23 protein-coding genes and 1 pseudogene are annotated in these 24476 nt (G+C 68.3%); 9 read left to right on the top strand and 15 right to left on the bottom strand.

Annotation, left to right across the window (positions count from 1 at the left end; all coding sequences use genetic code 11):
* From AC1DTF_RS00965 to AC1DTF_RS00945, 5 genes are all read left to right on the top strand, one after another.
* Positions 1 to 876, top strand: an 876-nt coding sequence (locus AC1DTF_RS00965; protein ID WP_477472683.1) for an acyl-CoA dehydrogenase family protein, incomplete at its 5' end; no start/stop codon positions are given.
* The gene (locus tag AC1DTF_RS00960) at positions 873 to 1979 is read left to right on the top strand and encodes an acyl-CoA dehydrogenase family protein (RefSeq protein ID WP_477472682.1); all 1107 of its coding nucleotides are present in this window, start codon (positions 873 to 875) and stop codon (positions 1977 to 1979) included. The genes AC1DTF_RS00965 and AC1DTF_RS00960, both read left to right, overlap by 4 nt.
* A complete protein-coding gene (locus AC1DTF_RS00955; RefSeq protein WP_477472681.1) occupies positions 1976 to 2920 on the top strand; it encodes an SDR family NAD(P)-dependent oxidoreductase in 945 nt (314 codons plus the stop codon). Before AC1DTF_RS00960 ends, AC1DTF_RS00955 begins: the two co-directional genes overlap by 4 nt.
* Before the next feature lie 79 nt (positions 2921 to 2999).
* On the top strand, positions 3000 to 4262 hold the full coding sequence (locus AC1DTF_RS00950; protein ID WP_477472680.1) for a TetR/AcrR family transcriptional regulator: 1263 nt from the start codon (positions 3000 to 3002) through the stop codon (positions 4260 to 4262).
* Between the two features lie 77 nt (positions 4263 to 4339).
* Positions 4340 to 4810, top strand: a complete 471-nt coding sequence (locus AC1DTF_RS00945) for an RDD family protein (RefSeq protein ID WP_477472679.1) — start codon at positions 4340 to 4342, stop codon at positions 4808 to 4810.
* A gap of 60 nt (positions 4811 to 4870) precedes the next feature.
* On the opposite strand, the gene AC1DTF_RS00940 is transcribed toward AC1DTF_RS00945, so the two are convergent.
* Entirely contained in the window at positions 4871 to 6283 is a 1413-nt protein-coding gene (locus AC1DTF_RS00940) for a GntP family permease (RefSeq protein ID WP_057165303.1), read from the bottom strand.
* Entirely contained in the window at positions 6280 to 6783 is a 504-nt protein-coding gene (locus tag AC1DTF_RS00935; protein WP_477472678.1) for a gluconokinase, read from the bottom strand. The genes AC1DTF_RS00940 and AC1DTF_RS00935 overlap by 4 nt, the downstream gene beginning before the upstream one ends.
* A 120-nt stretch (positions 6784 to 6903) precedes the next feature.
* On the opposite strand from AC1DTF_RS00935, the gene AC1DTF_RS00930 reads away from it, so the two are divergent.
* Both AC1DTF_RS00930 and AC1DTF_RS00925 read left to right on the top strand, forming a co-directional pair.
* Positions 6904 to 7617: a FadR/GntR family transcriptional regulator gene (locus AC1DTF_RS00930; protein WP_477472677.1), complete on the top strand. Its 714-nt coding sequence runs from the start codon at positions 6904 to 6906 to the stop codon at positions 7615 to 7617.
* A 23-nt stretch (positions 7618 to 7640) separates the two neighbouring features.
* The gene (locus AC1DTF_RS00925) at positions 7641 to 8519 is read left to right on the top strand and encodes an SCO6745 family protein (RefSeq protein ID WP_477472676.1); all 879 of its coding nucleotides are present in this window, start codon (positions 7641 to 7643) and stop codon (positions 8517 to 8519) included.
* Between the two features lie 3 nt (positions 8520 to 8522).
* Here AC1DTF_RS00925 and AC1DTF_RS00920 read toward each other — a convergent pair whose 3' ends face one another.
* From AC1DTF_RS00920 to AC1DTF_RS00905, 4 genes are read right to left on the bottom strand one after another with little or no spacing between them, the layout of a single operon-like run.
* Complete coding sequence (locus tag AC1DTF_RS00920) at positions 8523 to 8849, bottom strand: YnfA family protein (protein ID WP_057165576.1); 327 nt, start codon at positions 8847 to 8849, stop codon at positions 8523 to 8525.
* 28 nt (positions 8850 to 8877) lie between these two features.
* Positions 8878 to 10854, bottom strand: coding sequence for a DUF7064 domain-containing protein (locus tag AC1DTF_RS00915; protein ID WP_477472675.1), 1977 nt, complete (start codon positions 10852 to 10854; stop codon positions 8878 to 8880).
* Between the two features lie 41 nt (positions 10855 to 10895).
* Positions 10896 to 12809: a primary-amine oxidase gene (locus AC1DTF_RS00910; RefSeq protein ID WP_477472674.1), complete on the bottom strand. Its 1914-nt coding sequence runs from the start codon at positions 12807 to 12809 to the stop codon at positions 10896 to 10898.
* 52 nt (positions 12810 to 12861) lie between these two features.
* Positions 12862 to 14373, bottom strand: a complete 1512-nt coding sequence (locus AC1DTF_RS00905) for a carboxylesterase/lipase family protein (RefSeq protein ID WP_057165298.1) — start codon at positions 14371 to 14373, stop codon at positions 12862 to 12864.
* A gap of 65 nt (positions 14374 to 14438) precedes the next feature.
* Here AC1DTF_RS00905 and AC1DTF_RS00900 point away from each other — a divergent pair, with 65 nt between their 5' ends.
* Entirely contained in the window at positions 14439 to 15131 is a 693-nt protein-coding gene (locus AC1DTF_RS00900; RefSeq protein WP_057165297.1) for a hypothetical protein, read from the top strand.
* Here the strand turns inward: AC1DTF_RS00900 and AC1DTF_RS00895 are convergent.
* From AC1DTF_RS00895 to AC1DTF_RS00885, 3 genes are all read right to left on the bottom strand, one after another.
* The gene (locus tag AC1DTF_RS00895) at positions 15128 to 15796 is read right to left on the bottom strand and encodes a hypothetical protein (RefSeq protein ID WP_057165296.1); all 669 of its coding nucleotides are present in this window, start codon (positions 15794 to 15796) and stop codon (positions 15128 to 15130) included. The genes AC1DTF_RS00900 and AC1DTF_RS00895 overlap by 4 nt on opposite strands.
* A gap of 104 nt (positions 15797 to 15900) precedes the next feature.
* A complete protein-coding gene (locus AC1DTF_RS00890; RefSeq protein WP_477472673.1) occupies positions 15901 to 17106 on the bottom strand; it encodes an alpha/beta hydrolase in 1206 nt (401 codons plus the stop codon).
* A gap of 18 nt (positions 17107 to 17124) precedes the next feature.
* A complete protein-coding gene (locus AC1DTF_RS00885; RefSeq protein ID WP_477472672.1) occupies positions 17125 to 17484 on the bottom strand; it encodes a hypothetical protein in 360 nt (119 codons plus the stop codon).
* A 134-nt stretch (positions 17485 to 17618) separates the two neighbouring features.
* Here AC1DTF_RS00885 and AC1DTF_RS00880 point away from each other — a divergent pair, with 134 nt between their 5' ends.
* The gene (locus AC1DTF_RS00880; RefSeq protein WP_057165293.1) at positions 17619 to 17954 is read left to right on the top strand and encodes an RNA polymerase-binding protein RbpA; all 336 of its coding nucleotides are present in this window, start codon (positions 17619 to 17621) and stop codon (positions 17952 to 17954) included.
* A gap of 84 nt (positions 17955 to 18038) precedes the next feature.
* Here AC1DTF_RS00880 and lnt read toward each other — a convergent pair.
* The 6 genes and pseudogenes from lnt to AC1DTF_RS00850 form a co-directional block, all read right to left on the bottom strand.
* Positions 18039 to 20587: pseudogene (lnt, locus tag AC1DTF_RS00875) on the bottom strand (apolipoprotein N-acyltransferase).
* On the bottom strand, positions 20580 to 22184 hold the full coding sequence (locus tag AC1DTF_RS00870; protein ID WP_477472671.1) for an amidohydrolase: 1605 nt from the start codon (positions 22182 to 22184) through the stop codon (positions 20580 to 20582). Before AC1DTF_RS00870 ends, lnt begins: the two are co-directional and overlap by 8 nt.
* Positions 22185 to 22196: 12 nt before the next feature.
* Positions 22197 to 22724 (bottom strand): FxsA family protein, encoded by a 528-nt coding sequence (locus tag AC1DTF_RS00865; RefSeq protein WP_477472670.1) that lies wholly within the window; start codon positions 22722 to 22724, stop codon positions 22197 to 22199.
* Positions 22725 to 22758: 34 nt separating this feature from the next.
* Positions 22759 to 23151: a PPOX class F420-dependent oxidoreductase gene (locus AC1DTF_RS00860; protein WP_477472669.1), complete on the bottom strand. Its 393-nt coding sequence runs from the start codon at positions 23149 to 23151 to the stop codon at positions 22759 to 22761.
* Positions 23152 to 23168: 17 nt separating this feature from the next.
* Entirely contained in the window at positions 23169 to 24065 is an 897-nt protein-coding gene (purU, locus tag AC1DTF_RS00855) for a formyltetrahydrofolate deformylase (protein WP_477472668.1), read from the bottom strand.
* Positions 24066 to 24449 carry a PPOX class F420-dependent oxidoreductase gene (locus tag AC1DTF_RS00850; protein ID WP_477472667.1) on the bottom strand — a complete coding sequence of 128 codons (384 nt, stop codon included), beginning with the start codon at positions 24447 to 24449 and terminating at the stop codon, positions 24066 to 24068.
* Positions 24450 to 24476: the final 27 nt, after the last annotated feature.

The raw sequence follows: 24476 nt of genomic DNA, 5'->3' as shown, positions 1-24476 counted from the left end.
CACCCGCTCAACGTGATCGGTATCAACAACATCGCGCCGGCGCTCATGCACTACGGATCCGAGCAACAGAAGCTCGACCTGCTTCCCCGCATGCTGCGTGCCGACGACATCTGGTGCCAGGGCATGTCCGAACCGGAAGCGGGTTCGGATCTGGCCTCCCTGCGTACCCGCGCCGTCGCCGACGGCGGAGACTTCGTCATCAACGGTCAGAAGATATGGACATCACTCGGCCACCGCGCCGACTGGTGCCAGCTGTACGTCCGCACCGACCCTGACGCACCGAAGCACCAGGGCATCTCCTGTCTGATCGTCGACCTCTCGTTGCCCGGGGTTGAGGTGCGCCCCCTGGTCACCCTCAATGGTGACGCCGACTTCGCGGAAATCTTCTTCACCGACGTCCGGGTACCGGCGAGCGCGCTGCTCGGCGCGCTGAACGAGGGCTGGCAGGTCGCGACCACCACGCTGTCCCACGAACGTGTTGGGGCGGCAAGACTGTACGCCGAGATGCAGACCCGACTCGCCGATCTGGTCACCGACCTGGATGACGCGGGCCACCCGCTCGACGACCCGTCGACGCTGCGCAGGCTCGGCGAATTGGAGATGCGGATCAGCTATCTCGAGACGCTCTGCCAGCGTTCGATCTCGGCCACCGCACACGGTAAGGACGGTTTCGGCACCGCGAGCCTGGCCAAATCGGTGTGGGCGGAGATCGGGCAGGACATGGCCGCGCTGGGCTATGAGCTGCTGGGGGACGCCGGTGCCGATGGTCGATGGGCCGAGCGCAGACTCACCTCGCGTGCATTGAGCATCGCCGGCGGTACCACCCAGATCAACACCAGCATCACCGCTCGGCTACTCGGACTGCCGCGCCGATGAACCTCGAGTACAGCACCGAACAGCGTGCGCTGGCGGACACCGTCGGGGCATTCCTCGCCGAGAAAGCCGGTGTCACCGAGCACGTCCGTGCCCTTCTCGACGACCCGCGTGGAACCACCGACCCGGTGTGGCACGGACTCGCCGCCCTCGGCGCAACAGGTCTGCTGGTGGCACCCGAGTACGGCGGATCCGGGGCGACGATGGTGGACGCCGGTATCGTCGCCGAAGCGCTCGGCGCTGCGGTCAACCCGGGACCCTGGTTGTCCTGCGCTGCCGCCTCTCGCGCTCTCTTCCGATTCGGACTCGAATCGCAGGCCACGGAACTGCTGGCCGATATCGCCGAGGGATCGGTCGTGGCGACGGTGGGACCGCTGCGCGGCCAGGGACCCGAAAGCTCCGGCGACGGCCCAGAGGTGCTGCTGCGCGGTGAGATCGACCGGCTCGGCGATGCAGCGGCCGCCGACATCGCACTGATCCCGATCCGTGATCACGCCGGCTGGGCACTGCACTCGGTGTCCACCGCCGACCTGGAGATCACCGAGGTGACCGGTATCGACCGCACCCGCAAGGTCTTCCGGGCGCGGCTTGATGACGTGTCGGCGCGCGTGCTGGGTCGGGCCGGGGACGAGGCGATCACCTCGCTACGCGATGACGTGCTGGCGTTGGCCGCTGCCGACGCGCTGGGCGCCGCGCAACGATTGCTCGACCTGACGATCGACCATGCCAAGAGTCGCAGGCAATTCGGTCAACCCATCGGCAGCTTCCAGGCCGTTCAGCAGCTCTGCGTGAGCATGTTCCAGACCGTCGAACTCGGGCGCGGTGGAGTGCTGCGCGCGCTCTGGGCCGCCGATGACGCGGACAGTGCGGAACGACCGCTCGCGTCCGCCAGGATCAAGGCATTCAGTGCCAGGCTGGCCACCGTCGGCGACACCGCCATCCAGGTGTTCGGCGGCATCGGCTACACCTGGGAACACGATGCTCACCTGTATCTGAGGCGGCTGCTGGGGTTCTCGACGTTTCTGGGTGGCAGCGACGACTATGTGGAACAGCTGGGCGCCGCACTGGTGGTCGGCTGCCGGGCGGGAAGGGACAGAGTTCGATGAACGACACGGTCGATTTCACCGGCCAGGTGGCCATCGTCACCGGTGCCGGCCGAGGACTGGGCCGGTTGTACGCCCTCGATCTGGCCGCACGGGGTGCGGCCGTGGTGGTCAATGATCTCGGCGGCTCCATGCACGGGGACGGATCGGATCCGGGTGTTGCCGACGAGGTGGTGGCCGAGATCCGAGCGGCCGGTGGCACGGCGGTTGCCTCCCACGACTCGGTGGCCTCCGCGGCAGGCGGAACCGCCATCGTCGCCACCGCGATCGAGGAGTTCGGTCGCATCGACGCGGTGGTGAGCAATGCCGGGGTGTTCAGCAGCATTGCGTTCGACGAACTGTCCGAATCGGACTGGCGCACCATGCTGCAGGTCCACCTCGACGGCGGTTTCTACCTGGCCCAGCCTGCCTATCGGGCCATGAAGCAGCAGGGGTACGGACGGTTCGTCTTCATCTCGTCCTCGGCCGGAATGTTCGGCCAGCCGTGGGAATCGCATTACGCCGCCGCCAAAACGGGACTGGTCGGCCTGACCAATGTCATCGCGCTGGAGGGCGCCGAACACGGTATCAAGGCGAATGCGGTTCTGCCGTTCGGGTTCTCGCGAATGGTCACCGAGACCCTCGGTGACGCGACGGCTCTCGAAGAGACCGGCTTCCTCAAACTGATCGATCCGGCACTCGTCGTGCCGATCGTCACCTATCTCGCCAGCCGCACGTGCGAGGTGTCCCATCAGAACTACTCGGCGGGTACCGGGCACTTCGCGCGGGTCTTCATCGGCCTTGCCGAAGGCTGGAGCGCACCGGCGGGCAGCGTCCCACGGGCCGAGGACATCGCCGCGCACCTGCCCGAGATGTCTTCCACCGAGCGGTTCACCGTGCCCGGGTCGATCTTCGATGAGGTGTTCGCCATGTGCGGCCGGTCAGGCGTCACCGCGCTGGGATGAAGCAGTTACCCGTCGTCGGGACATCAGGTCGTAAGCTCAGTATTCGAGCTCGGGTACAGAGACGAGGGATAGGGAGCCGATGACCGACCATCCATCAGAGGCTCCCGATACGCGTCGGATCCAGATTCTGCAGACCGCCAATGACGTGATCGCCGAATCGGGCCTGCGCACCTCACTGCAGCAGATTGCCGATGCGGCGGGCATTCTCGCGGGCAGTCTGTACCACCACTTCGAATCCAAGGAAGCCATCCTGGTCGAGCTGACCCGGCGCTATCACGCGGCGCTGGACCTGGTCGGCGAGGAGGCGCTCAGCGGACTCGACGCTCCGGACCCGCGTCCGATCGAGGACCAGATCATCGGCCTCGGATGTGCCATCGCCCGGTGCGCAGTGGCACACCGGGCGGCGCTGCAGATGTCGTTCTACGAGGGCCCGAGCTCGGATCCCGAACTGATGGAACTCACGAAGCGCCGCCCGGCCGGCATCCAATCCGCGATGCTGCAGTTGCTGCGGGCCGGGCGGTGGAGCGGTTATCTCAGGCCCGAGATGGACCTGCCGACGCTGGCCGACCGGATCTGCCAAAGCATGCTGCATGTCGGGCTGGACGTGATCCGGCACAAGGGCAGCAGCGATCAGGTGGCGAGCCTGCTGTGCCGCATCCATCTCCATGGACTGGCCAGCCATGACCTCACGGACGTTCAGTTGGACCGTTCGGCTGCGTTCGCCGCCGCCGACGAGGTGGTGAAGAGCTGGTCGGAGAAGACCGAATCCGGAGAAAGTGACAAGGCTGCCCACGTCCGGTCCGTTGCCCGAAGTGAGTTCGGCCGGCGCGGTTATGAAATGACGACCATCCGCGATATCGCCTCGGCCGCCGGGATGGGCACCGGCACCGTGTATCGGATCATCGGATCGAAAGACGAGCTGCTGATGTCGATCATGGTGGCCTTCGGCCACAAGGTCGGCGGCGGTTGGAGTGAAGTCCTGCGGTCGGAGTCCACCCCGTTGGAGAAGCTGGACGCGCTGAGTTGGCTCAATATCAATGCCCTGGAACAGTTTCCGGACGAGTTCCGCATCCAGCTGGCCTGGATGCGGCAGTCTCCTCCCGATGTCGCCGATCCCGGCTGGTCGTTCTCGACTCGGGTACGGCAGATGAAGACGATGCTCTCCGAGGGCATCCGCTCCGGGGAGATCCGGGTGGACAGCCCCAACGCCGAAGTGCTGGCCCGCGGTGTCATCGGTGTGCAGTGGATTCCGGAGAACATTCTGCGTGAGCTCGGCACCGACCGGGCGCTCACCCACTCCCGCGATACCGTCATCCGCGGTGTCGCGTTGCGGTCCGGCTGATCTGAACAAACCCGCTTTGAGATCCAGCCGGGTTTTATCGCTTGCCGATACGGCCCGGGCGAGTAGGTTCTGCAGGCATGACCACAGGTGGATTCGATCAGCAACCGGGCACGTACACCACTCCAGGCGGGCAACCGGGCGGGCTGCTCCCCCGCTGGCTGGCCCGCATCATCGACGGCATCGTCATTGGTATCGTCGCGTTCTTCCTGGCATTCGTCACCGACTCGTTGTCCAACGTATGGGTCACAGGCCTGTTCACCGGCCTGCTGACGTTCGTCTACTACGTCGCGTTCGAGACCACCCAGGGGTGGACGCCGGGAAAGAAGGTACTGGGCCTGAGCGTCCATGGCCCGGCCGGTGCCGCGAAGCCGACGCTGCAGCAATCGGCGATCCGAAATGCGTTCACGCTGCTGCCGATCGTCCCGTTCGTCGGCGGATTGCTGGGTGTCATCGCGATCCTCATCATCGCGGTCACCATCAACGGCAGTGCGACCAAACAGGGCAAGCACGACGAGTTGGCCGGCGGTACCCAGGTCCTCAAGGGCTGACCCCGACACCACGAAAGTCCCCGAATCCGCGAGGATCCGGGGACTTTCGCACGTTGTGCCTCAGATGAACAGATCGAGCAGCAGCACCACGATCAGACCCGAGACCGACAGCACGGTCTCCATGATCGACCAGGACTTGATGGTCTGGCCGACACTGAGTTTGAAGTATTCCTTCACCAGCCAGAAGCCGGCGTCGTTCACATGGGAGAAGAACAGCGAGCCCGCGCCGACCGCCAGCACCACCAGCGACACCTCGCCGGAGCTCATTCCTTCGATCAGACCGATCATCAGTGAGGACGCGGTGATGGTGGCGACGGTGGCGGAACCGGTGGCCAGCCTGATCGCCACCGCGAGGCCCCAGGCCAACAGCATCACCGAGATGTTGGTGCCCTCGGCGAGGTTCTTGAGCGCGGTGCCGATGCCGGTGTCCACCAGCACCTCCTTGAAGCCGCCACCGGCCGCCACGATGAGGATGATCCCCGCCACGGGCGGCAGACCGGACTCGACGCATTTGGTGATCTCGGCGCGCGACATCCCGCCGCCGCGGCCGAGGGTCACCATGCCGACGATCACGGCGATCAACAGCGCGATGAGCGGTGTGCCCAGGGTGTCGAAGATCTTCCGGAACCACTGGCCGTCGTCCTCGATGAAGATGTCGACGAGCGCCTTGCCCAGCATGAGCACCACCGGCAGCAACACGCTGAACAACGTGATACCGAATGACGGCCTGCGGCGCTGCTCGCCTTCCGTCAGCTCATCGGCATCAAAGAACTCCGGGGCACCGACCACGACCCACTTGCCTGCCAGCTTCCCGAACAGCGGGCCCGCGACGATGATCGTGGGGATTGCGACTGCGACACCGAGTGCGAGGGTGAGTCCGAGGTCGGCTCCCAGGTACCCGATGGCCGCAAGCGGACCCGGGTGCGGTGGCACGAAGCCGTGCATCGCGGAAAGACCTGCGAGGGCGGGGATCCCGATGGTGATCAAGGACAGCCCGGACCGGCGGGCCACCAGGTAGATGACCGGCATCAGCAGCACCAGGCCGATCTCGAAGAACATCGGCAGGCCGATGATCGCACCGACCAGCGCCATCGCCCACGGCAACATCCGGGGTGAGGCGTGTCCGACGATGGTGTCCACGATCTCGTCGGCTCCCCCGGAGTCGGCCAGCAGTTTGGCGAACATGGCACCCAGCGCGATGAGGATGCCGACGCTGGCGGCAGTCTTGCCGAAGCCGTTGGAGAACGAGGCGAGCACGGTCGCGAAGTCCTCGCCCGCAACGACACCCACGGTTACGGCGCCGAAGATCAGGCCGAGGAACGGGTGCAGCTTCACCACGGTGATGAGCACGATGATCACCGCGATACCGGCCAGGAAGGCCAGCATCAGGTGCGGCGTCGATGCGACGGGTTCGACGAGCTTGGGCGGTTCCGCCAGCAGGCGTATCCCGTTGTTCAGGAAATCAGTGTTCATCGGAGCTCCAGTCCGGTCTGGGATACGTAGTTGTCGATGATGGAATCGATGCGCTGATCGACGTCGATGGTCACGCCCGCCTCGTCATCTTCGAGGGGTTCGAGGGTGGCGAACTGAGACTCCAGCAGCGAAGCCGGCATGAAATGGCCGGGGCGGCTGGCCTGCCGTGCGCCGATGGTGTCGGGTGTTCCACTCAGATGCAGGAACTGCACGTCCGGGCAGTGCCTGCGCAGTTGCTCGCGGTACCGGCGCTTGAGCGCCGAACAGCTCATCACGCCACCGGTGGTGCACCGCTCGGCCAGCCATTCTCCGATGGACTCGAGCCATGGATGGCGGTCGTCGTCGTCGAGCGCCTCGCCGGCGGTCATCTTCGCGATGTTCGCCGGGGGGTGGAAGTCGTCGGCGTCGGCGAACGGCACTCGCAACCGTTGGGCCAGGGCGGCCCCGACGGTCGATTTGCCGGACCCCGATACGCCCATCACCACGATTGGTGCTGTCATCTCGCTCTGCCTCCATGTGTCTGACCTCACATAGCGTGCATCAATCATCAGATTATTGCAAGCAGATCACGAAAAGATCCGTTTTTAGTTAGTCACGTCAGGCTATGACAAGATGTATCGGTGGGGTTTACGCCTAATGTCAGCGCGCTGCACGAGAACGTGCTGACCGCGTTGGGCACCGCCGTGGTGTCCGGCGAATACCCGGCCGGCCAGGTGATAAACCTGGAGCGCGTCAGCGCCGAGCACGAGGTGTCCCGCAGCGTCGCGCGCGAGGCCGTGCGCGTGCTGGAGTCGATGGGCATGGTTGCCTCCCGGCGCCGGGTGGGTATCACCATCCAGCCCGCCGAGCACTGGAATGTCTTTGATCCCAGACTCATTCGCTGGCGACTGGAATCCGGTGACCGCGCCGCGCAACTGATCTCGCTGTCCGAACTGCGTCGCGGATTCGAACCGGCCGCCGCCGCGCTGGCGGCCCGACGTGCCGATCCGCACCAGTGCCGCATCATGGCGGCCGCGGTGTCCGACATGGTGATGCACGGGAGGGTCGGTGACCTCGACTCGTATCTACAGGCGGACAAGGTCTTTCACCGGACCCTGTTGGAGGCCAGCGGTAACGAGATGTTCCGCGCCCTCAACGCGGTGGTCTCCGAGGTGCTGACCGGTCGCACCCATCACGGCATGATGCCCGACGAACCCAATCCGGTGGCCATCGCCCTGCACGACGAGGTGGCGCGGGCCATCCGGTTGCGGGACGAGGCGGGCGCGGAACGGGCCATGCGGGCCATCATCGACGAGGCGAAAGCGGCGGTCGCCGACGACGCACCGGTCGACTGAACGGCGGATGATTGACTGTCGGGGTGAGCAGATCAACGACCATCGCCCGTCGCCTGTTCGATCGGCTGGAACCGGTCCACGCCGTCACCTACTTCGCCCCGGAATCACGCGCCGCCCTCGACGGGCTCGGCTTCCGCGGTTTCTGGATGGGATATTTTGCCGCCCGCTCGGCGCCGCTGGGGGCGGTCGCACCCGAGGTGGTGAGCGCGGTGTTCTGCAACTTCGCGCCGGAGCGGGTCGCCAAGGCGTTGCCCGCCGCCTGGGACATCGCCACGCCCGCGACGGTGCTGCAGGTCCGCCAGGATTCGGCGGTGGCCGCGCTGCGGCGCTACGGATGCACCGATCCCGATGCCATCGGCACGGCCGCGGCGCTGCTGGGCACCGCTGCGCGCCACGCACCGTCGGAGGGACGGCCGCTGTTCGCGGCGAACCTGGCGTTGCCGTGGCCGCAGGAGCCGCTGGCTCAACTGTGGCACGCCACAACGCTGTTGCGGGAGCAGCGCGGTGACGGCCATATCGCCGCGCTCAACGTCTTCGGGATCAGCGGGCGCCAGTCGAACGTCCTGCACGCCGCGGCGGACCGGGTGCCCCGCGAGATGATCATGCGCAGCCGCGATTACGACGAGGAACAGTGGCAACGCCACGTCGCAGAGCTGGCCGAGCGCGGACTGCTCGACGATGCCGGCACGCTCACCCCGGCCGGGGCCGCGCTGAAGGCCGAGATCGAGCAGACCACCGACCGGCTGGCCCTCTCGGCATTCGATGTGCTCGACGATGGCGACCTGGACACCCTGTTCGGCGCGCTCACGCCGCTGACCCGGCTGGTGGTCGCGGCCGGCGACGTCCCGGCGGCCACCCCGATGGGCCTGGACCGCGGCGATCTCGGCAACGACAGGCTGTAATTCTCAGCGGGGTGCGTACATGATCAGCCCCACCCCGAGAAGGCAGACCAGCGCGCCCGAGATATCCCAGCGGTCCGGACGGAATCCGTCGGCCACCATGCCCCAGATCAGCGACCCGGCGACGAACACCCCGCCGTAGGCGGCCAGTACCCTGCCGAAGTTGGCATCGGGCTGGAACGCGGCGACGAAACCGTAGGCCCCGAGCGCGATCACCCCCGCGCCGACGAAAAGCCAGCCGCGATGCTCGCGAACGCCCTGCCACACCAGCCAGGCGCCGCCGATTTCCAGAACCGCGGCGAGCACGAACAGCACCATCGATTTCAGCACCATCACCGGTGCCAGTGTGGCACGCAACGGGTCAGAGGTTGCGGTTCCACTCCAGCCAGCCGACACCGGTGCGGCCATCGTCGGTGCTGACCGTCGCCMAGGCGCGCGGGAACTGGGCGACCCGGCCGTCGGCGGAGGTCAGCAGCACCGGCGCATGGCCCTTGATGTCGACGGTCAGCTCCGTATCCCCCGGTTGCAACGTCAGCGTCGCCGTGGACGGCAGATCGTCGGAGCCCAAAGTGTGCTGTGCGGAGACTGTTTCGAGTTCGACGAGCGACTCGCCCGCGCGCTGCGAATAGCCGATGCCGATGGGCGCCATCCCGGGTATCCGTAGATCCACCCCGTGCAGGTGGGTGCCGTCCTCCAGATGCAGAGCGCTCCACGTCCAGTCCATGCTCCACCAGTCCCGCACACCCCACGAATGGTCCCGCTGCCCGGGAACGGCATTCAGCGGGTAGTGCTGACCGTCGACGGTCGCGGTGCCCGACACGGTGCAGGCGATCTCGTAGCGCGAGGCGATCCGGTACAGGTACGGCGTACTGACCGAGTTGAACTCCAGGTCCAGGCCGACCTCGACGGGGCGGCCCGCCTCGCCGCGCAACAGCCCGGCCGGGTCGTCGTAGGCCTCGCCGCGGGCCCGCAGCGTCACCCGGTAGCGCTGCAGCGGCACCGTCGCGGACAATTCGAGATCGATCTGCTCGGTACGCACCCGGGCCGGGTCGGCGGGCAGCGGGGCCTGCAGATCGTTGACCGCCACCGTCGGCATGCCGGGCCCGCACAGCAACGCGTTGATCCACGCCGTGCCCTGGTTCGGTATCAGCCCCAGGCGCACCCAGCCGCCGAGACCCTGTGCGGCATCGACGAAGTCGAAATACCAGCTCTCGTTCCACAGCGCCTCATCGGTATGCACATGCGGGCCCTCGTCGGCGGCGTCGGGGGTCAGCGGCTCCGGCGCCGCGGCCACCGGCAAGACCGCCAGCGCATCGGTGTCCAGCACGTGCGTGCAATGCCGCGCCAGCATTGTCATGAACATCTCGTCCCCGCGCTCGGTCTGCGCGACGAGCATGGACGACACGATCGCCATCATCACGCCGAAGAAACTCTGCCGCCGCACTCCGGCCCTCACATCGTCCAGTGACAGCGGCGACCCTTCGCCGAGAGCCTGGTGGTACGCCTCCAGCAGCGCGTCATAGTGGGCGCGCCGCACATCATCGGACAATGCGCACCCGATGAAGTAAGCGACATCGGTCAGCGCAGGACCGCGGGTGACGGTCTGCCAGTCCACCACTGTCAGAGGCCGTTCCGCGCCGGCCTCACCGAACAGCATGTTGTCCAACCGGTAGTCGCCGTGCACGAGTCCCTGCATCGCGGCCGACTCCTGGGTCAGATACCCGTCGAAGGCGTCCACCAGGCGTTCGCACACCAGTCGGTGCTCCGGGGCGATCCGGTCATCGAACCGGTCGGCGAATCCGGCCCACAGTCCGGCCAGCAACGCCTGGCTGACCGGGGCCTCACGGTTCAGCCAGGCCGCCTCCGCGAGTCCGTCATCGCCGAGCAGCGGGCCGTGTACCCGGCCCAGCTGGGTCAACGCGAGGACGGCCTGTGCGCTTGTGGCGCCTCGGATCTCATCGCCGACCACCGCGGGCGCGGCGTCGCCCAGCAGCAGGTCGAAGGCTCCGGTCTCGGCGTCATAGGCGTGATGAAAGCACGGCGCGAACGGACCGGCATTGTTCGGGGCGATCTCGGCGTAGAACCGGACCTCACGCTCGTAGAGACCCAGCGCGAGACCGGTCTGGCGGCTGTTCGGGTCGGCCGCGGCGACCTTGAGCACCACCGTCGCCGGACCGGAATCGCCGTCGGCGTAGCGGAGGGCGACCCGGTAGCACTCGCTCATCTGCCCGGTGCCGATGCGCTCGAACTCGTGCCCGGTCACCGTGCCGGCGCCCAGCGCCGCGGTGAGCCATTCGTCGGTCAGATCCGTGGGACGCTCGATGAGTTGACTCTGCACGGTGTGAACCTAGCAGTGGCCCCGATCACATATGACAGGTGTCAACTCTTATGACACTCGGCCGGGCTTGCCGCCACATCGAGCGCCGGATTGCGGTCGAAGAAACCGAACGGCTTCAGCCAGAACGACACCACGTCCACCGGCATCACCGGCCAGTCCTCGGGCCGGGTGATGTGGTGGATACCGAACACGTACCACAGCACGACATCGGTGTTCTCGATCGGCCGGTTGGCCTTCGTCCATTCGCCGAGGCCGGTGTCAGCAACCGACTGGTTCACGAATTCTCCGGCGGGCCAGCGCTCCTCGGGGTGATTCGGTGTCACCCACAGCGCATGCCCGATGACGTTGGCGCGCCGCAGCACCGGTGATTGCGCATCGAACATGGCGGGCAGCGCCCCGGTCGGCACCAGCTTGTAGGACGGGTGGGTGCCCAGACCGTTCACGACGTTGGTGTTGACGACCTTCCACCCTCGCTGGGTGGAGAAGTCCACATCCTGTTTGCCCTCGTCCTCGGTGCGCAGCGCGACATTGCGTGTCACCAGCGACAGCCCGTACGGGTTCTCCGGCCCGGTCGGCTCGGCGAAGGACTCCGACATGTAGACGGTGTTGTCGGTGCCGTCGACGTCCAGGTCCAGCCGCGCCACCAGGAAATGCTGATGGAAGGGGGCGTAGGTGCGCTCGTCGACCAGCGTGCCATTGGGGTTCGGCTGCCCGGCCGCCAGCGGTGTGGTGACCATGATGCCGGTGGCGCGCACCTCGCACTCGATGTTGCCGTCCTGATAGAGCCGCCAGTAGACCAGGTATTCGTAGTTGGCGACCGTGACGTGGAACGACAGGGTGAGCCTGCGGATCCGGCGCACCTCGGCACCGGTGTCGTGGTCCACGTGCTTCCAGAGCACGGCGGCGTCTTCTTCGTGGATGCAGATCGCATCGGTGATGGTGTACGGCTCGCCCTTGCTGTTGTGCAGCACGGCATCGAGATAACGGATCTCACCGAGACAGTCACAACCCAGTTCCAGGGACTGCGTCATGAAACCCAGCCCCCACTCCCCGATGTCGAACGCGGTGCGGCGGTAATGGTCGACCGACGAGTCGCGGTAGGGCACCACCATCTCCGCGAACGACATCCGGTGCGCGATCGAGCGGTTCCGGTCCCCGTCCTGATAGCGCACCGTGTGCAGCGTCATGCCCTCGCGGTAGTTGAACCCGACCCGCAGCGACCAGTTCTGCCAGCGCAACAGATTGCCGTCCAGCGTGAACGACGGACCCTCGGGCTGGGTGATGTGCAGCGGTTTGAGCGGTTCCCGGCGGGAGGCGGCGCGGATGTGCTCCGGAATGTGGCGCGGCGTGTATTCGCCCATCACGGCCGGGGTTTCGACGTTGACGGTGTCCTCGACGCGCAGCAACTCCATCGAGTTGAGGTCGATCACGCAGTGCAGTCCGCTGACCAGATGCGCGTACGGATTCATCCCCGGCCCGTCCTTGAGCCAGGTGTCCGACCAGCCCAGCCTGCGGCCGCGGAACTCGTCGGGGATGACGGCGTCGCCGTAGGTCCAGGTGTCGACGAAGACCATGTCGATATCGGTGATGCCCCGGGCGGCCAGGGCGGCGAGGAACTCCGGATGCTCACGCAGCATCTGGTCGCACTCGAGGAACTCGTCGACGGTGAAGTTCGGTTGCACGCCGGGCACATGCTCGAACGACTCGGCCCGTGCGTCGGTCAGTGACACCATGCTCTTGTAGGTCGCATTGGCCGACCGGTCGAAGCACACCACCACGGCCCTACGCGGCGGCAGCGGCCCACCGTCCTCGAAGGCCGCGAGTTCGGCCTTGCCTGGCTCCGACATCTCGATGGACGCGTATCGCCAGCCGTCCCCGACGCCGTGTTCGCGGCCCAGGATCGCAGCGACAGCGGTGAATTCGTCGGGGCCCAGCGGGTCCAGCGGGTGCGTCATCGAACCAAACAACCACACCCGGCGCGGTGGCGCAGCCAGTTGCTCCTAACCACTACCGCGCGGCCAGGGTGAAACCTTCCCAGGCCCGGCGGCGGTCCGCGTGCGGGTCGTATTCCAGCCGGGTCCGGCGGTCGAACACCAGGACCGCGCGCATGCTCTCGTCGTAGCGCGGCCAGCCCTCGCCGGGGCCGCCGGTTCGGCTGAACTCACCCCACCGGCTCTGGATCTCGCGGCTGACCCGCTTCGCCGAGGTGCGGTCCCCGCCGGCGGTGAGCAGTGCACCCAGGCGGGTCCGGTAGATGCCGAACACCGCGAGCAGCTCGGTGGCGTGGGTGGCACCCATGCCGGACCAGTTCAGGATGCGCGGGGCATAGTCGTAGCGGTAGAAGTAGGTCGGGGCGTGCACGCTGTGGGCCTCGGCGATATCCCATGCGGCCGTGCCGAATGCGAAGTCCCCGCCCAGCCGGATGCAGGCCCGCTTGCTCGGATAGTCCGGGTACGCCGAGACGATTCTGTCCCGGGTGCCGGTGTCGGAATCGGCCAGCAGCATCTCGATGGTCTGCTCGGTCATCGGGAGCAGCTGCATGAAGCGGGTGAACAACTTGCCCTCGTCGGCGTTGGTGCCCACGATGAGCGGCAGCCGGTGTGCGGTGCCGGTCCGCATGGCGTGCAGCGGATCCTCGGGCAGCAGTTCGGTGCCGCTGGTCGGACCGGCCGGGAAGGCGCCCGGCATGTCCCGCCCGCCGCGTGCGATGAGCTTGTCCAGCGCGGTGACCAGTTCGGCCGGGCGGGCCGACATCACGGCCGCCGCACCATCGGAGGCGGATGCGCCGAGCAGTCCGGCGAACTGTTCGGCAAACACCGGGGCGGCCTCGGCGGTGCGCACCATGCCACTGGCCGGGCTCTCCGAGATCGCCTGCGCGAAAAGGCCCTTGGCATCAGGGACGGCCAGCAGGGTGGCCACCGCGTGGGCCCCGGCGCTCTCCCCGAAGATCGTCACATTCTCGGGGTCGCCGCCGAACACCGCGATGTTCTCCCGCACCCAGCGCAGCGCCAGCACCAGATCGGACAGGAACAGGTTGCCGTCGATCGGGTGCTCGGGAGTCGACAGCGCGGAGAGATCGAGGCAGCCCAGCGCACCCAACCGGTAGTTCACCGACACGTAGATGCAGCCGCGCCGGGCCAGCGCGACCCCGTCATAGATCGGTGTGGCCGAACTGCCCATGATGTAGCCGCCGCCGTGGATGAAGAACATCACCGGCAACGGCCCGTCGGACTCCGGTTCCTCGGGCGCCACCACGTTGAGCGTCAGGCAGTCCTCGCTCATGGGCTGATACCTGCCGACGCCCATCAGGGTGTACATCTTCTGCTGCGGGGCGCAGTAGGTGAATCCGTGGCAGTAGCGCACCCCCGGCCACGGCTCGGCAGGCACGGGCGAGCGGTAGCGCAGGGCGCCCACCGGCGGCTTGGCGTACGGAATGGACCGCCACCGGTGCACGCCGTTACGGGTGAACCCTTCGATGGTTCCGGTGTTGATACGAACCCGGACGGTGTGTTCGTGCATGAGGCCGACGTTAGCGAAGATCCGGCGGTTCGCCGCGTCGTGGCGCGCCCGCTACCCTTGGCCGGATGCGGTTGGTGTTGTTGCTGGTGTCGTCTGCCCTGGTGGCGGGCTGTTCGCAGACGCTGGACTCGCAGAGTTCCACGGCCCGCACCCCGCTGTCGGTGCCGTCGCCGAGCGCCACGAGCAGTGCTTCGCCGGCGCCGGGCAGCCCATCGCGCGGCGCCGAACCGTCCGGGAGCATCGCGCCCGACGCCGAGATCGGCGCGGTCATCTCCCGGATCGAGGAGGGGGCGCCGGCCGCGCCCGAGGATTTCGGGTCCGTCACCCGGGACGGGGTGAGCACCGCGCTCGACGGCGGTATCGCGTTCACCACCGACACCGTCAGCTGCATCAGCACACCGAGGTACCGGGACGGCATCCTGGCCTGCCTGGTGGACCTCACCGATCCGCCGCCGCGGCCACCCGATGTGTTCACGGTCTGGAAGGGCAACTGGGTCGACTTCGACGGGTCCAGCGTGGAGATCGGATCACAGCACGGCGATCCCGGCCCCTTCGTCGACGGCGATGGCGCCGCGCTGCCGGACGGGTCGTCGGTGGCGTTCGGTGACTTCCGCTGCCGCGCCGACACCGATGCGGTGCTGTGCGTCAACTACGCCGAACGCGCCGCGGTGCGGATGGGCGCCGACGGCGTCGACGGGTTCGGCTGCCTCTCCGCGTCGGAGGCGCCGCCCGGCGTCGGTGTCCGGCTGTCCTGTTAGAGCCGGAAGTCGCCGTCGACGACCTGCAGCGTCACCACCTGACCGTCGATGTCGGCGGTGCCGGTCCCATCCTGGAGCGACAGGATCGGCGAGGCGGGTTGCAGGGTGCGGGTGTTGCGCACGTGGTCCCGGAAATCGTTGTCGCTCAACAGGTCCGTATCTGGCACAGGTTTGCCGCCGGGATTGTGCTGCACCCCGGTCGCCGAGTCGCCCGGGCGCACGACCCAGGTCGCCCGCGCCCCGCCGGCCTCGCCGGTGTACATCCCGGCCGGTGCGGGCACCGGGGCGGCGGTGAACCGGTAGGCCACGCCATTCATGGCCAGGTCGCCGACCACCTCCGCACCGTCGACCGATGCGGAAAGGGTGTCGCGGAACTTACCGGTGATGTCGATCTGCCCGTCGGACTGATCGCCGAAGAACCACGCCTCGTCATCGACACCGTTGCAGGCGTAGGCCGCGACCTGAACACCGTCGACGGCGATGCCCACGGTCATGGTCGTGCCGTCGGCTGCCGGCATATCGGCGATGTACTTGGCCGACTGCGGAAACGAGGTCTCGGCCGCCGACGGTGACGAAGAGGTCGCGGTGTCGGTGCTGTTCGAGCAGGCGGTCAGGGCCAGTGCTGCGGCGGCCCCCACGAGCAGGGTACGGGTCGGCGTTCTCATCTGCTCAGCGTGCTGCGCGGCGGCCCGTCGCGCATGAATTTTGTATGGAGATTGGGTGGAGATACCCGGGCAGGGCCGGCCCGGGCGAGCGCAGCGACGGGGAATCAGATCAGAAACGCGGCGAGCTCGGTGCGGAACATCTGCCAGGCGGGTTCGCTCTCGGTGAGCAGATGATTGTTGCTGTTCAGTGCGACCAGCCGGGAGTCGGGTATCAGCGCGGCGAGTTCCTCCCCGTAGCGCATCGGGACCCGGTGGTCATCGGCGGAATGCATGATCAGGGTCGGGCAGGAGACGCGTTTCGCGTCGTCGCGCACATCGATGCGGCCGAACTCGTCGAGGAACCGCACCGCGTTCTCTGGCGAGGTGGTGCGGCGCTGCAGGTGGTCGAACGCCTCCCAGTCTGCGCGGGTTCCGTCGGGCTGGAACTGCGCGGCGAACACCTGCCGGAACGCCGGATCGTCGCGTCCCCAGCCCACCCTGGCCAGATCCAGATCCAGTGCCGCGGCGCGCTTCTCGTACTCCCCCACCGCGCGCACGGCCCGCCCGCGCGCGTAGGCGCCGCACAGCACCAGATGCGACACCCGGTCGGGATGGCGCGCCGCGTAGGCCACCGCGACGGCACCACCCTGGGATACCCCCAGCAGCGGGAAACGTTCCAGGCCAAGCGCTTCGACCACCGATTCCAGATCGGTCACCCAGTCGTCGAAGGTGAAGTCCCCGGTGTCCCAGTCCGAGAGTCCGCAGCCGCGTTCGTCGTACCGGATGAAGGTGTGCGCAAGCGCGAGATCGCGCACCCAGTGCCGCCACACCGGGCTCTCGATGTCGTAACCCAGGTGGGTCATCCAGTTGGCCGCCCGCACCAGGGGCGGGCCGTCACCGGCCACCGCGTAGGCCAGTCGCACCCCGTCGGCCCCCCGGCAGAACGCGATGTGCTGACGCGGCGCCGGGGCCCGCTCGGGCGGGGTGGCCACGGCTTCGGTGAGGGTGCCGACGAACTGGTAGCCGCGGCCCCGGACGGTCCGGATGAAGCGCTGCGATTCACCGTCGTCACCCAGTGCCCGGCGGGCGGCCTTGATCCGGCTGGTCAGGGCGGCCTCGCCGACGAACCGGCCGCCCCAGACCGAGTCAAACAACTCCTCCTTGGTGACGAAGCGGTCGTGGTGGGACACCAACTGGGTCAGCACGTCGAAGACCTGGGGCTCCACGTGCACCGACTGGCCGTCGCGGCGCAGTTCATAGCGCTGGGTGTCCAGCACGAAGTCGCCGAAACGCCAGACGCCGGCCGGCCGTTCGGGGCTGGGCTTGGTCACGACCGCACTCCGGCTTCGTCAGCGCCAGCCGTCGGCGGCCTTCGCCGCCTGCAGCAGCGCTTCACACAGCTCGCGCAGCTCGGCGCCGACGACTCCTTCGTCGGCGGCGATCGCGACATCCTCGGCCGCGYACCGGACCTGATAGATGCGATCGGAGAGGTCGGCGGCCTCCTCGGCGGTCAGCACCACCGCATCCGGCGCCACCGAGGTGCCCTTGACTTGCGCGCGCTGTTCGTAGGCGCGCTGGCGGCAGGATTGCCGGCAGTACTGGCGCCGGCGTCCCATGCCCGCATCCGGGACTTCACGGCCGCACCAGCGACACGGCTGGGGCCGGTTGCGCCTTCGCGCAGCGGATGTACCAGGCGTTGCGGATGTCACGCGCCGACTGTAGACCGCCGGACCCGGCGTGCCCAGTATCTGCCGTATCCTGGTGGATTGAGTCGGGAACTTCGCGCGGGTCCGCCGCGTTGATCCTCCGGACGAAATCGCGCGTGATGTGAGGAGAGTGGACGATGGCTGATCGTGTTCTGAGGGGCAGCCGGCTCGGCGCCGTGAGCTACGAGACCGACCGCAACCACGACCTGGCGCCCCGCCAGGTGGCGCGCTACCGCACCGACAACGGTGAGGAGTTCGAGGTTCCGTTTGCCGACGACGCCGAGATCCCCGGCACCTGGCCCTGCCGCAACGGTATGGAGGGCACGCTGATCGACGGCGACGTCCCCGAGCCCAAGAAGGTCAAGCCGCCGCGTACGCACTGGGACATGCTGCTGGAGCGGCGTTCGGTGGAGGAGCTCGAGGAGCTGCTCAAGGAGCGCCTCGACATCATCAAGACCCGTCGCCGCGGCTGATACCGCCTACTGACCTGATCGAGCGTGCGTGATCGCGCGCCGGCACCCGGTGTGCCGGCCGCGGACACGCACGCTCGCCGTCGTTTACAGGGCAGCCGGCCTACTGCTGACGCCCCGGGCCCGATCCAGGCGCCCGCGCATCCCCCACTCGGCGACCTTGAACATCGCCTCGCGGATGTTGGACCCGCTCATCTTGGAGACACCCAGCTCACGTTCGGAGAACGTGATGGGCACCTCGACGACGGTGAAACCGGCGTTGATGGCCCGCCAGGTCAGGTCGATCTGGAAGCAGTAGCCCTTCGAGTCCACCGCGGACAGGTCGATCTTCTCCAGCACCTCGCGGCGGTAGGCGCGGTAGCCGGCGGTGATGTCCTTGATGCCGACGCCCAGCAGCACCCGCGAATACGTGTTGGCCGTGCGCGACAGCGCCAGCCGGCGCCACGGCCAGTTCCGTACGGTGCCGCCGGGCACGTAGCGCGAACCGATGGCCAGATCGGCGCCACCGTCGACGGCCGACAGCAGCCGGCCCAGTTCCTCGGGCGCGTGACTGCCGTCGGCGTCCATCTCGACCAGCACGGTGTACTCACGGCTCAGCCCCCAGGCGAAACCGGCCAGATAGGCGGCTCCCAGCCCGTCCTTGCTCACCCGGTGCATGACGTGGATGCGGTCCGGGTCGGCGAGCGAGAGTTCGTCGGCGAGCCCGCCGGTGCCGTCCGGGCTGCCGTCGTCGACGACGAGGATGTGGACGTCCGGCTGAGCGGCATGCACCCGCCCCACGATCAACGGCAGGTTTTCCCGCTCGTTGTAGGTGGGGATGATCACCAGCGTGCGCCGGCTGGGCGACACCAGATCGCTCATGCTGTTCTCTCGTCCTCACTGCCCGCTTCGGGCGAATCCTGTCCGGTAGGCCTGTGCTGCGGGCCGACCGGGGTGCGCACTCCGGCCTCTCGCCGTCTGCGCACGAACTTCCCATTGTGCAGCATGGCGGCGATCACAGCCGCGAGGCCGACTCCCACCAGCACCCATTGCACGGTCGGGCCCCACTCCGTGGCGAAGGTGATGTTCGATTTCAGCCGCACCGCCATGTCCAGATAGGCCGGTTCGAAGAACTCCGTGGTGGCCAGCGGATGCCCGTCGGGGGCGACCACGGCGCTGATCCCGGTGGTTCCGGACACCACCACGTACCGGTCGTGCTCGACGGCCCGCAGCCGGGCGAAGGCGAGCTGCTGGGCGCTCATGGCGGCATCGAAGGTGGCGTTGTTGGCCGGGACCGCGAGCAGCTGGGCGCCGTTGAGGACAGAATCGCGTACCGCCCGGTCGAAGATCACCTCCCAGCAGGTGGCGATCCCGATCGGGATGCCGGCGGCCCGGACCACACCGTTGCCGTCGCCGGGCAGGAAATAGCCGGCCCGATCGGCGTAGGACGAGAACTTGCGGAAGAAGTCCCGCCAGGGCAGGTACTCACCGAACGGCTGGATGATCCGCTTGTCGTGCCGGTCCTGTGGCCCGGTTTCGGGATCCCACACCAGCACCGTGTTGGTCGCCACCGGGGATTCGCGGGTGTAGCCCGGTGCGGCCAGCACCGTGCCGACCAGGATCGGCGCCCGGATGGCGCGTGCGGCCGCCGAGATCTGCGCGGCGGCGTCGGTGTTGCGCAGCGGGTCGATATCGGAGGAGTTCTCCGGCCAGATCACCACCATCGGCTGCGGCGCGCGGCCGGCCCGTACCTCCTCGGCCAGTTTCAAGGTCTCGGCGACGTGGTTGTCCAACACGGCGCGGCGCTGAGCGTTGAAATCCAGTCCCAGCCGCGGCACGTTGCCCTGTACGGCGGCCACCGTCACCGACGGGTGTTCGCCGGCGCCGGCGCCGGCCTGCCGCACACCGGGCCACACCAGTGCGGTGGCCAGCAGCACCACGCAGATGATCACGCCGGGCAGTACCGCCTCCGGGCGGGCCGCGTCCGAGCCCTCGGCGCTCGGGTGGCTGCGCCGCCACCACATCACGATCTCCAGGCTCAGCGCGGTCAGGCTGAACCCGACCAGGGCCACCGCGACCGACACCAGTGGGGCGCCCCCGAGCTGTGCGAGCGGCAGCAGCGGCCCGTCGTCCTGGCCGAAGGCAACGACACCCCAGGGGAAACCGCCGAACGGCACACTCGATTTCAGCCACTCCTGCACGGCCCACTCCGCGGCGAACCAGACCGGCCAGCCCGGCAGTGCGCGCACGGTGACGGCCAGCAGGCCGAACAGCGCCGGGAACAGCGCCTGCAGCAGCGACAGCGCCAGCCAGGGCCCCGTCCCGACGAACAGCCCGACCCACGGGATCAGGGGCAGATAGAAGGCCAGCCCGAACAGCAGGCCGTAGCCGAACCCGCCGGCGCGGGTGGTCTGTCTGCGGGTCAGCACCCAGCCGAGCAGCGCGAGCGACGGGAACGCCGCCCACCACCAGCCCACCGGCGGAAAGCTCAGGTACATCAGCACGCCGGCGATCACCGAAGCGGTCAGCCGGATCAGCCGCGTACTCAACGCACCCCAGGTGGCGCCGACGATCCGCGCGCCGCGACCGGGAGCGGCGGGCTCGGCGGTAGCTGCGGGGGCGTCGTCGACGGTGTCGGCCGTCTCGGCGTCAGCCATGAAGCACCATGCCGCGGTGGACGGTTCGCAGGCAGCGCGGGAGATCCGCCTCCTCGTCCAACTGCGGCAACGCCGGCACCCGCGAGCGCGGATCGGTGGACCAGCGGGCCGCGGTCTCGGTCGCCGGGGTGCTGACCTCGAGGTCACCGGCCTCCCAGATGGCGTAGGAGGCGGGCGCGCCGGGCACCAAGGTGCCGGAGACGCCGTCACGCACGCCGCCGGCACGCCACGCGCCGCGGGTGGCCGCCGAGAACGCCGCCCTGGCCGACACACCGCTGCCCGGGGTGCGGTGCCGGATCGCCGCCCGCACGGTCGCCCACGGGTTCAGTCCGGTGACCGGACTGTCGGAGCCGAAGGCAAGGGGCACGCCTTGGGATGCTAACAGCGCAAACGGATTGAGCGTTGCCGCTCGGGAAACCCCGAGACGCTGGGCATACATCCCGTCCGGACCGCCCCAGCAGGCGTCGAAATTGGGTTGCACACTGCCGATCACGCCCCAGCTGCCCAAGCTGGTGGCCTGTTCGGCGGTCACCATCTCCAGATGCTCCAGCCGGTGCCCGCAGCGTGCGACGGCCGGCCCACCGAGCTGCTCGACGACACGGCGCAGCGCCTCGGTGACGGCGGTGACGGCGGCATCGCCGATGACGTGGAATCCGGCGGTGATCCCGGCCTCGGTGCAGGCGTGCAGATGCGCGGCGACCGCGTCGGTGTCCAGGTAGCGGTTGCCGCAGGTGTGTGCGGCGTCCGTGTAGGGCTCGTGCAGCCAGGCCGTGCGCGAGCCCAGCGCGCCGTCGACGAACAGGTCCCCCGCCAGGCCCGCGGCGCCGGTGGTGGCGATCAGGTCACGGGCCTGCGCCGCGCTCTGGACGGCCTCACCCCAGTAGCCGGTGACCTGCACGCCGTGTTCCAGTGCGTGCAACGCATGCCAGTCGGCCAGACCGCCGATATCGGGCCCACCGCATTCGTGCACCGCGACGATGCCGTGACCGGCGGCGGCATCGAGCGCGGCGAGTTGGGCGGTCCGTCGCTGATCCGGAGTCAGCAACTCACGGGCGGCGGCGCGGGCCAGGTGATGCGCGTCGGCGGTCAATGGCCGCTGCGGATCGAACCCGGTCGCGTCGGCGAGACCGGGTGCGGCCGCCCGCAGCGCGCTCGACGCGGCCGCGGAGTGCACGTCGATCCGGCTCAGATAGGCCGCCCTGCCCCCCAGCACCTCGTCGAGGTCGGCGGTGCTCGGCGGGGTCCGGTCCGGCCAGGACGATTCATCCCAGCCCGAGCCCCACACGATGCCGGCGGGCCGGCGCCGGGCGTACTCGGCGAGCAGGAGCAGGCAGTGCTCGCGGGAGGTGGCGTCGCGCAAGTCCAGGCCGGTGAGGCTGAGCCCGGTGGCGGTCAGATGCACGTGACTGTCCACGAACGCCGGTGCCACGAACCCGCCGGCCAGATCGATGATGTCGGCGTCGGGGAATTCCGCGCGGGCGGTGTCGTCGGCGCCCAGCCACACCACCGCAGCATCGGGGCCGTCGCTGAACGCGATGGCGGTGGCGTCGGGGGCGGCCGGGCTGTGTACCCGTCCGTTGATCAGCAGAGTCGTCACGAAGGTGACAGGTTAATCGGGCGTGGTGGTGCGGTGCTCCAGCGAGGTCGGTTCCGCGGCGGTTGTGCCGTTCGCGTCGCTGACGTCGACGACGTCGATGACCTCTCCCTCGACGTAGTCGGCCCGGCGGGGCTGCTGGTACCCGGGCGCACCCGTCGAATAGGTCATGACCAGCGGTGTCGCCTTCGCCAGGCTCCTGCCGATCACGGCCACCGCGACCGGCCGGGCGATGCGCCGGGTGGGCGGCATCAGCAGCAGAGCCCCCAGCACGGAGCTGGCCACGCCCGGGATGAAGACCAGTACCGCACCGAGCGCCACCAGGGCGCTGTCGGTGGCCAGCTCGTTGGACGCCGCGCGCGAGTTCAGTGCCGACTGCAGACGACCCAGGTGCCGCGTGAGCTGTCGGCCCGCCAGCGCGAGGCCGACCAGGAAGGTCGCCAGCACCGCCAGCACCGTCCAGCCGAATCCGATGGTGTACACCAGCCCGACCAGCACCGCCAGCTCGACGAGCAGGTACACCAGGAACAACCGCTTCACCATGTGAGGACAACGCGCGAGGCGCCGTGTGGGTTCCTCAAGCCGCCGGGACCGGCTCGATCTCGATCGCGGCGTGCACCTTGTCCACGCCGCCGCGGATCAGGGCCTGCGGGATCCACCACCAGGCATGCCACCAGTAGCGCCGGGTGACCATGTCGAAGACCCGCCGGGTCTCGGATTTCGGCAGGTTGCGGGCGACGGCCTCGACCGGTTCGCCCTTGACCTTGCCGAGCACACCGCACTTCTGGATGGTGACCCGCGGGGTGTTGTTGATCCGCTTGGTCTTCCAGGAGCCGTCGTCGGTGCTGATGAGCAGTTTGCCCTCGTGCGGCACACCCCACACCGGGGTGGGCTTGGGCCGGCCGTCCTTGGTGAACGTGGTCAGCAGCAGGTACTTCTCGCGATGGACATGATCGAACGTCGGGGCCATGGCAACAGTTCACCATGTCAGAAGATGACCGTCTCGTTGTCGTGCCGGACGATACGGTCCTGGCAGTGCCACAGCACCGCCCGGGACAGCACCGCGCGCTCGACGTCGGCGCCGAGGCGCACCAGGTCCTCGACGGTGTGGGTGTGGTCGATGCGGACCACGTCCTGCTCGATGATCGGGCCCTCGTCGAGGTTCTCGGTGACGTAGTGCGCCGTCGCCCCGACAAGTTTGACGCCGCGCTCCTTGGCCCGCCGGTAGGTGTTCGCCCCGATGAAGGCGGGCAGGAACGAGTGGTGGATGTTGATCAGCGGGGCTCCGACGGCGGCCAGGAATTCGGGGGTGACGATCTGCATGTACCGGGCCAGCACCACCAGGTCGACGTTGCCGCGCAGCAGTTCGAGCTGGCGCGCCTCGGCCTCGGCGCGGGTGTCCCTGGTGGCCGGGATGTGCACGAAGGGAACCCCGAAGGGGCGCACCTGGTCGGCCAGTTCGGGATGGTTGGCGATGACCATGACCACCGACATGTCCAGTTCGCCGCGCCTGTTGCGCCACAGCAGGTCCAGCAGACAGTGATCGGCCCGCGACGCCAGGATCGCGACCCGCTTCGGCCTGGCGGCGTCGGTGAACCGGTAGTCGATCTCGAATTCCGGCGCGATCCCGGCGGCGAACTCACATTCCAGTTCGGCCCCCGCGGCGGCCAGCCCCGGCAGATGAAAGACGGTGCGCTGCAGGAAGACTCCGCCTTCAGGCTGGGTCGAGTGCTGATCCAGGGAGATGATGTTGGCGCCGGCAGCGGTCAGGAACGTCGACACCGCGGCGACGATGCCGGAGCGGTCCGGGCAGCGCAGCAACAGCCGGCCGATGTCCTTGGGGCGGCCGGCTGTCGCGGATCCCGCGGGATGGCTTTCGGTCATCTACGCGGCCGCGCGCAACTCCAGCGCAACGTTGTTCTTCATGCCGCCGCGCAGTTTGGAGAACAGGTTGAAGAGCTTGCCGATCACGCCGTAGCGCTGACCGATCCCGTCGTAGACCCGCCCGACCGCGGCTTGGCCCAAGATGGCCGCCACCGCCTCGACTTCCTCGCTCTTGGGCTTGCCGCCGCGATCGCAGACGGCCACCGTCACCCGCGGGGTGTTGCGAATCCGCTTGACCTTCCACGATTTTCCCTGGGTGATGGCCAGCAGCCGGTCACCGTCGGGGACGGCCCAGATGGCGGTCGGCTTGGGCCGGCCGTCCTTGGTGAACGTGGTGAGCAGGACGTAGTCGGCCTTGGCGACGTCGGCGAAGGTGAGAGCCATGCAGTGAATCCTATGTGCACCGGCGCC

The organism is Mycobacterium sp. P4_H6, assembly GCF_056400845.1.
Note: the sequence above shows the minus strand (reverse complement) of the source record. Positions and strands in the feature narration are given on the sequence as shown.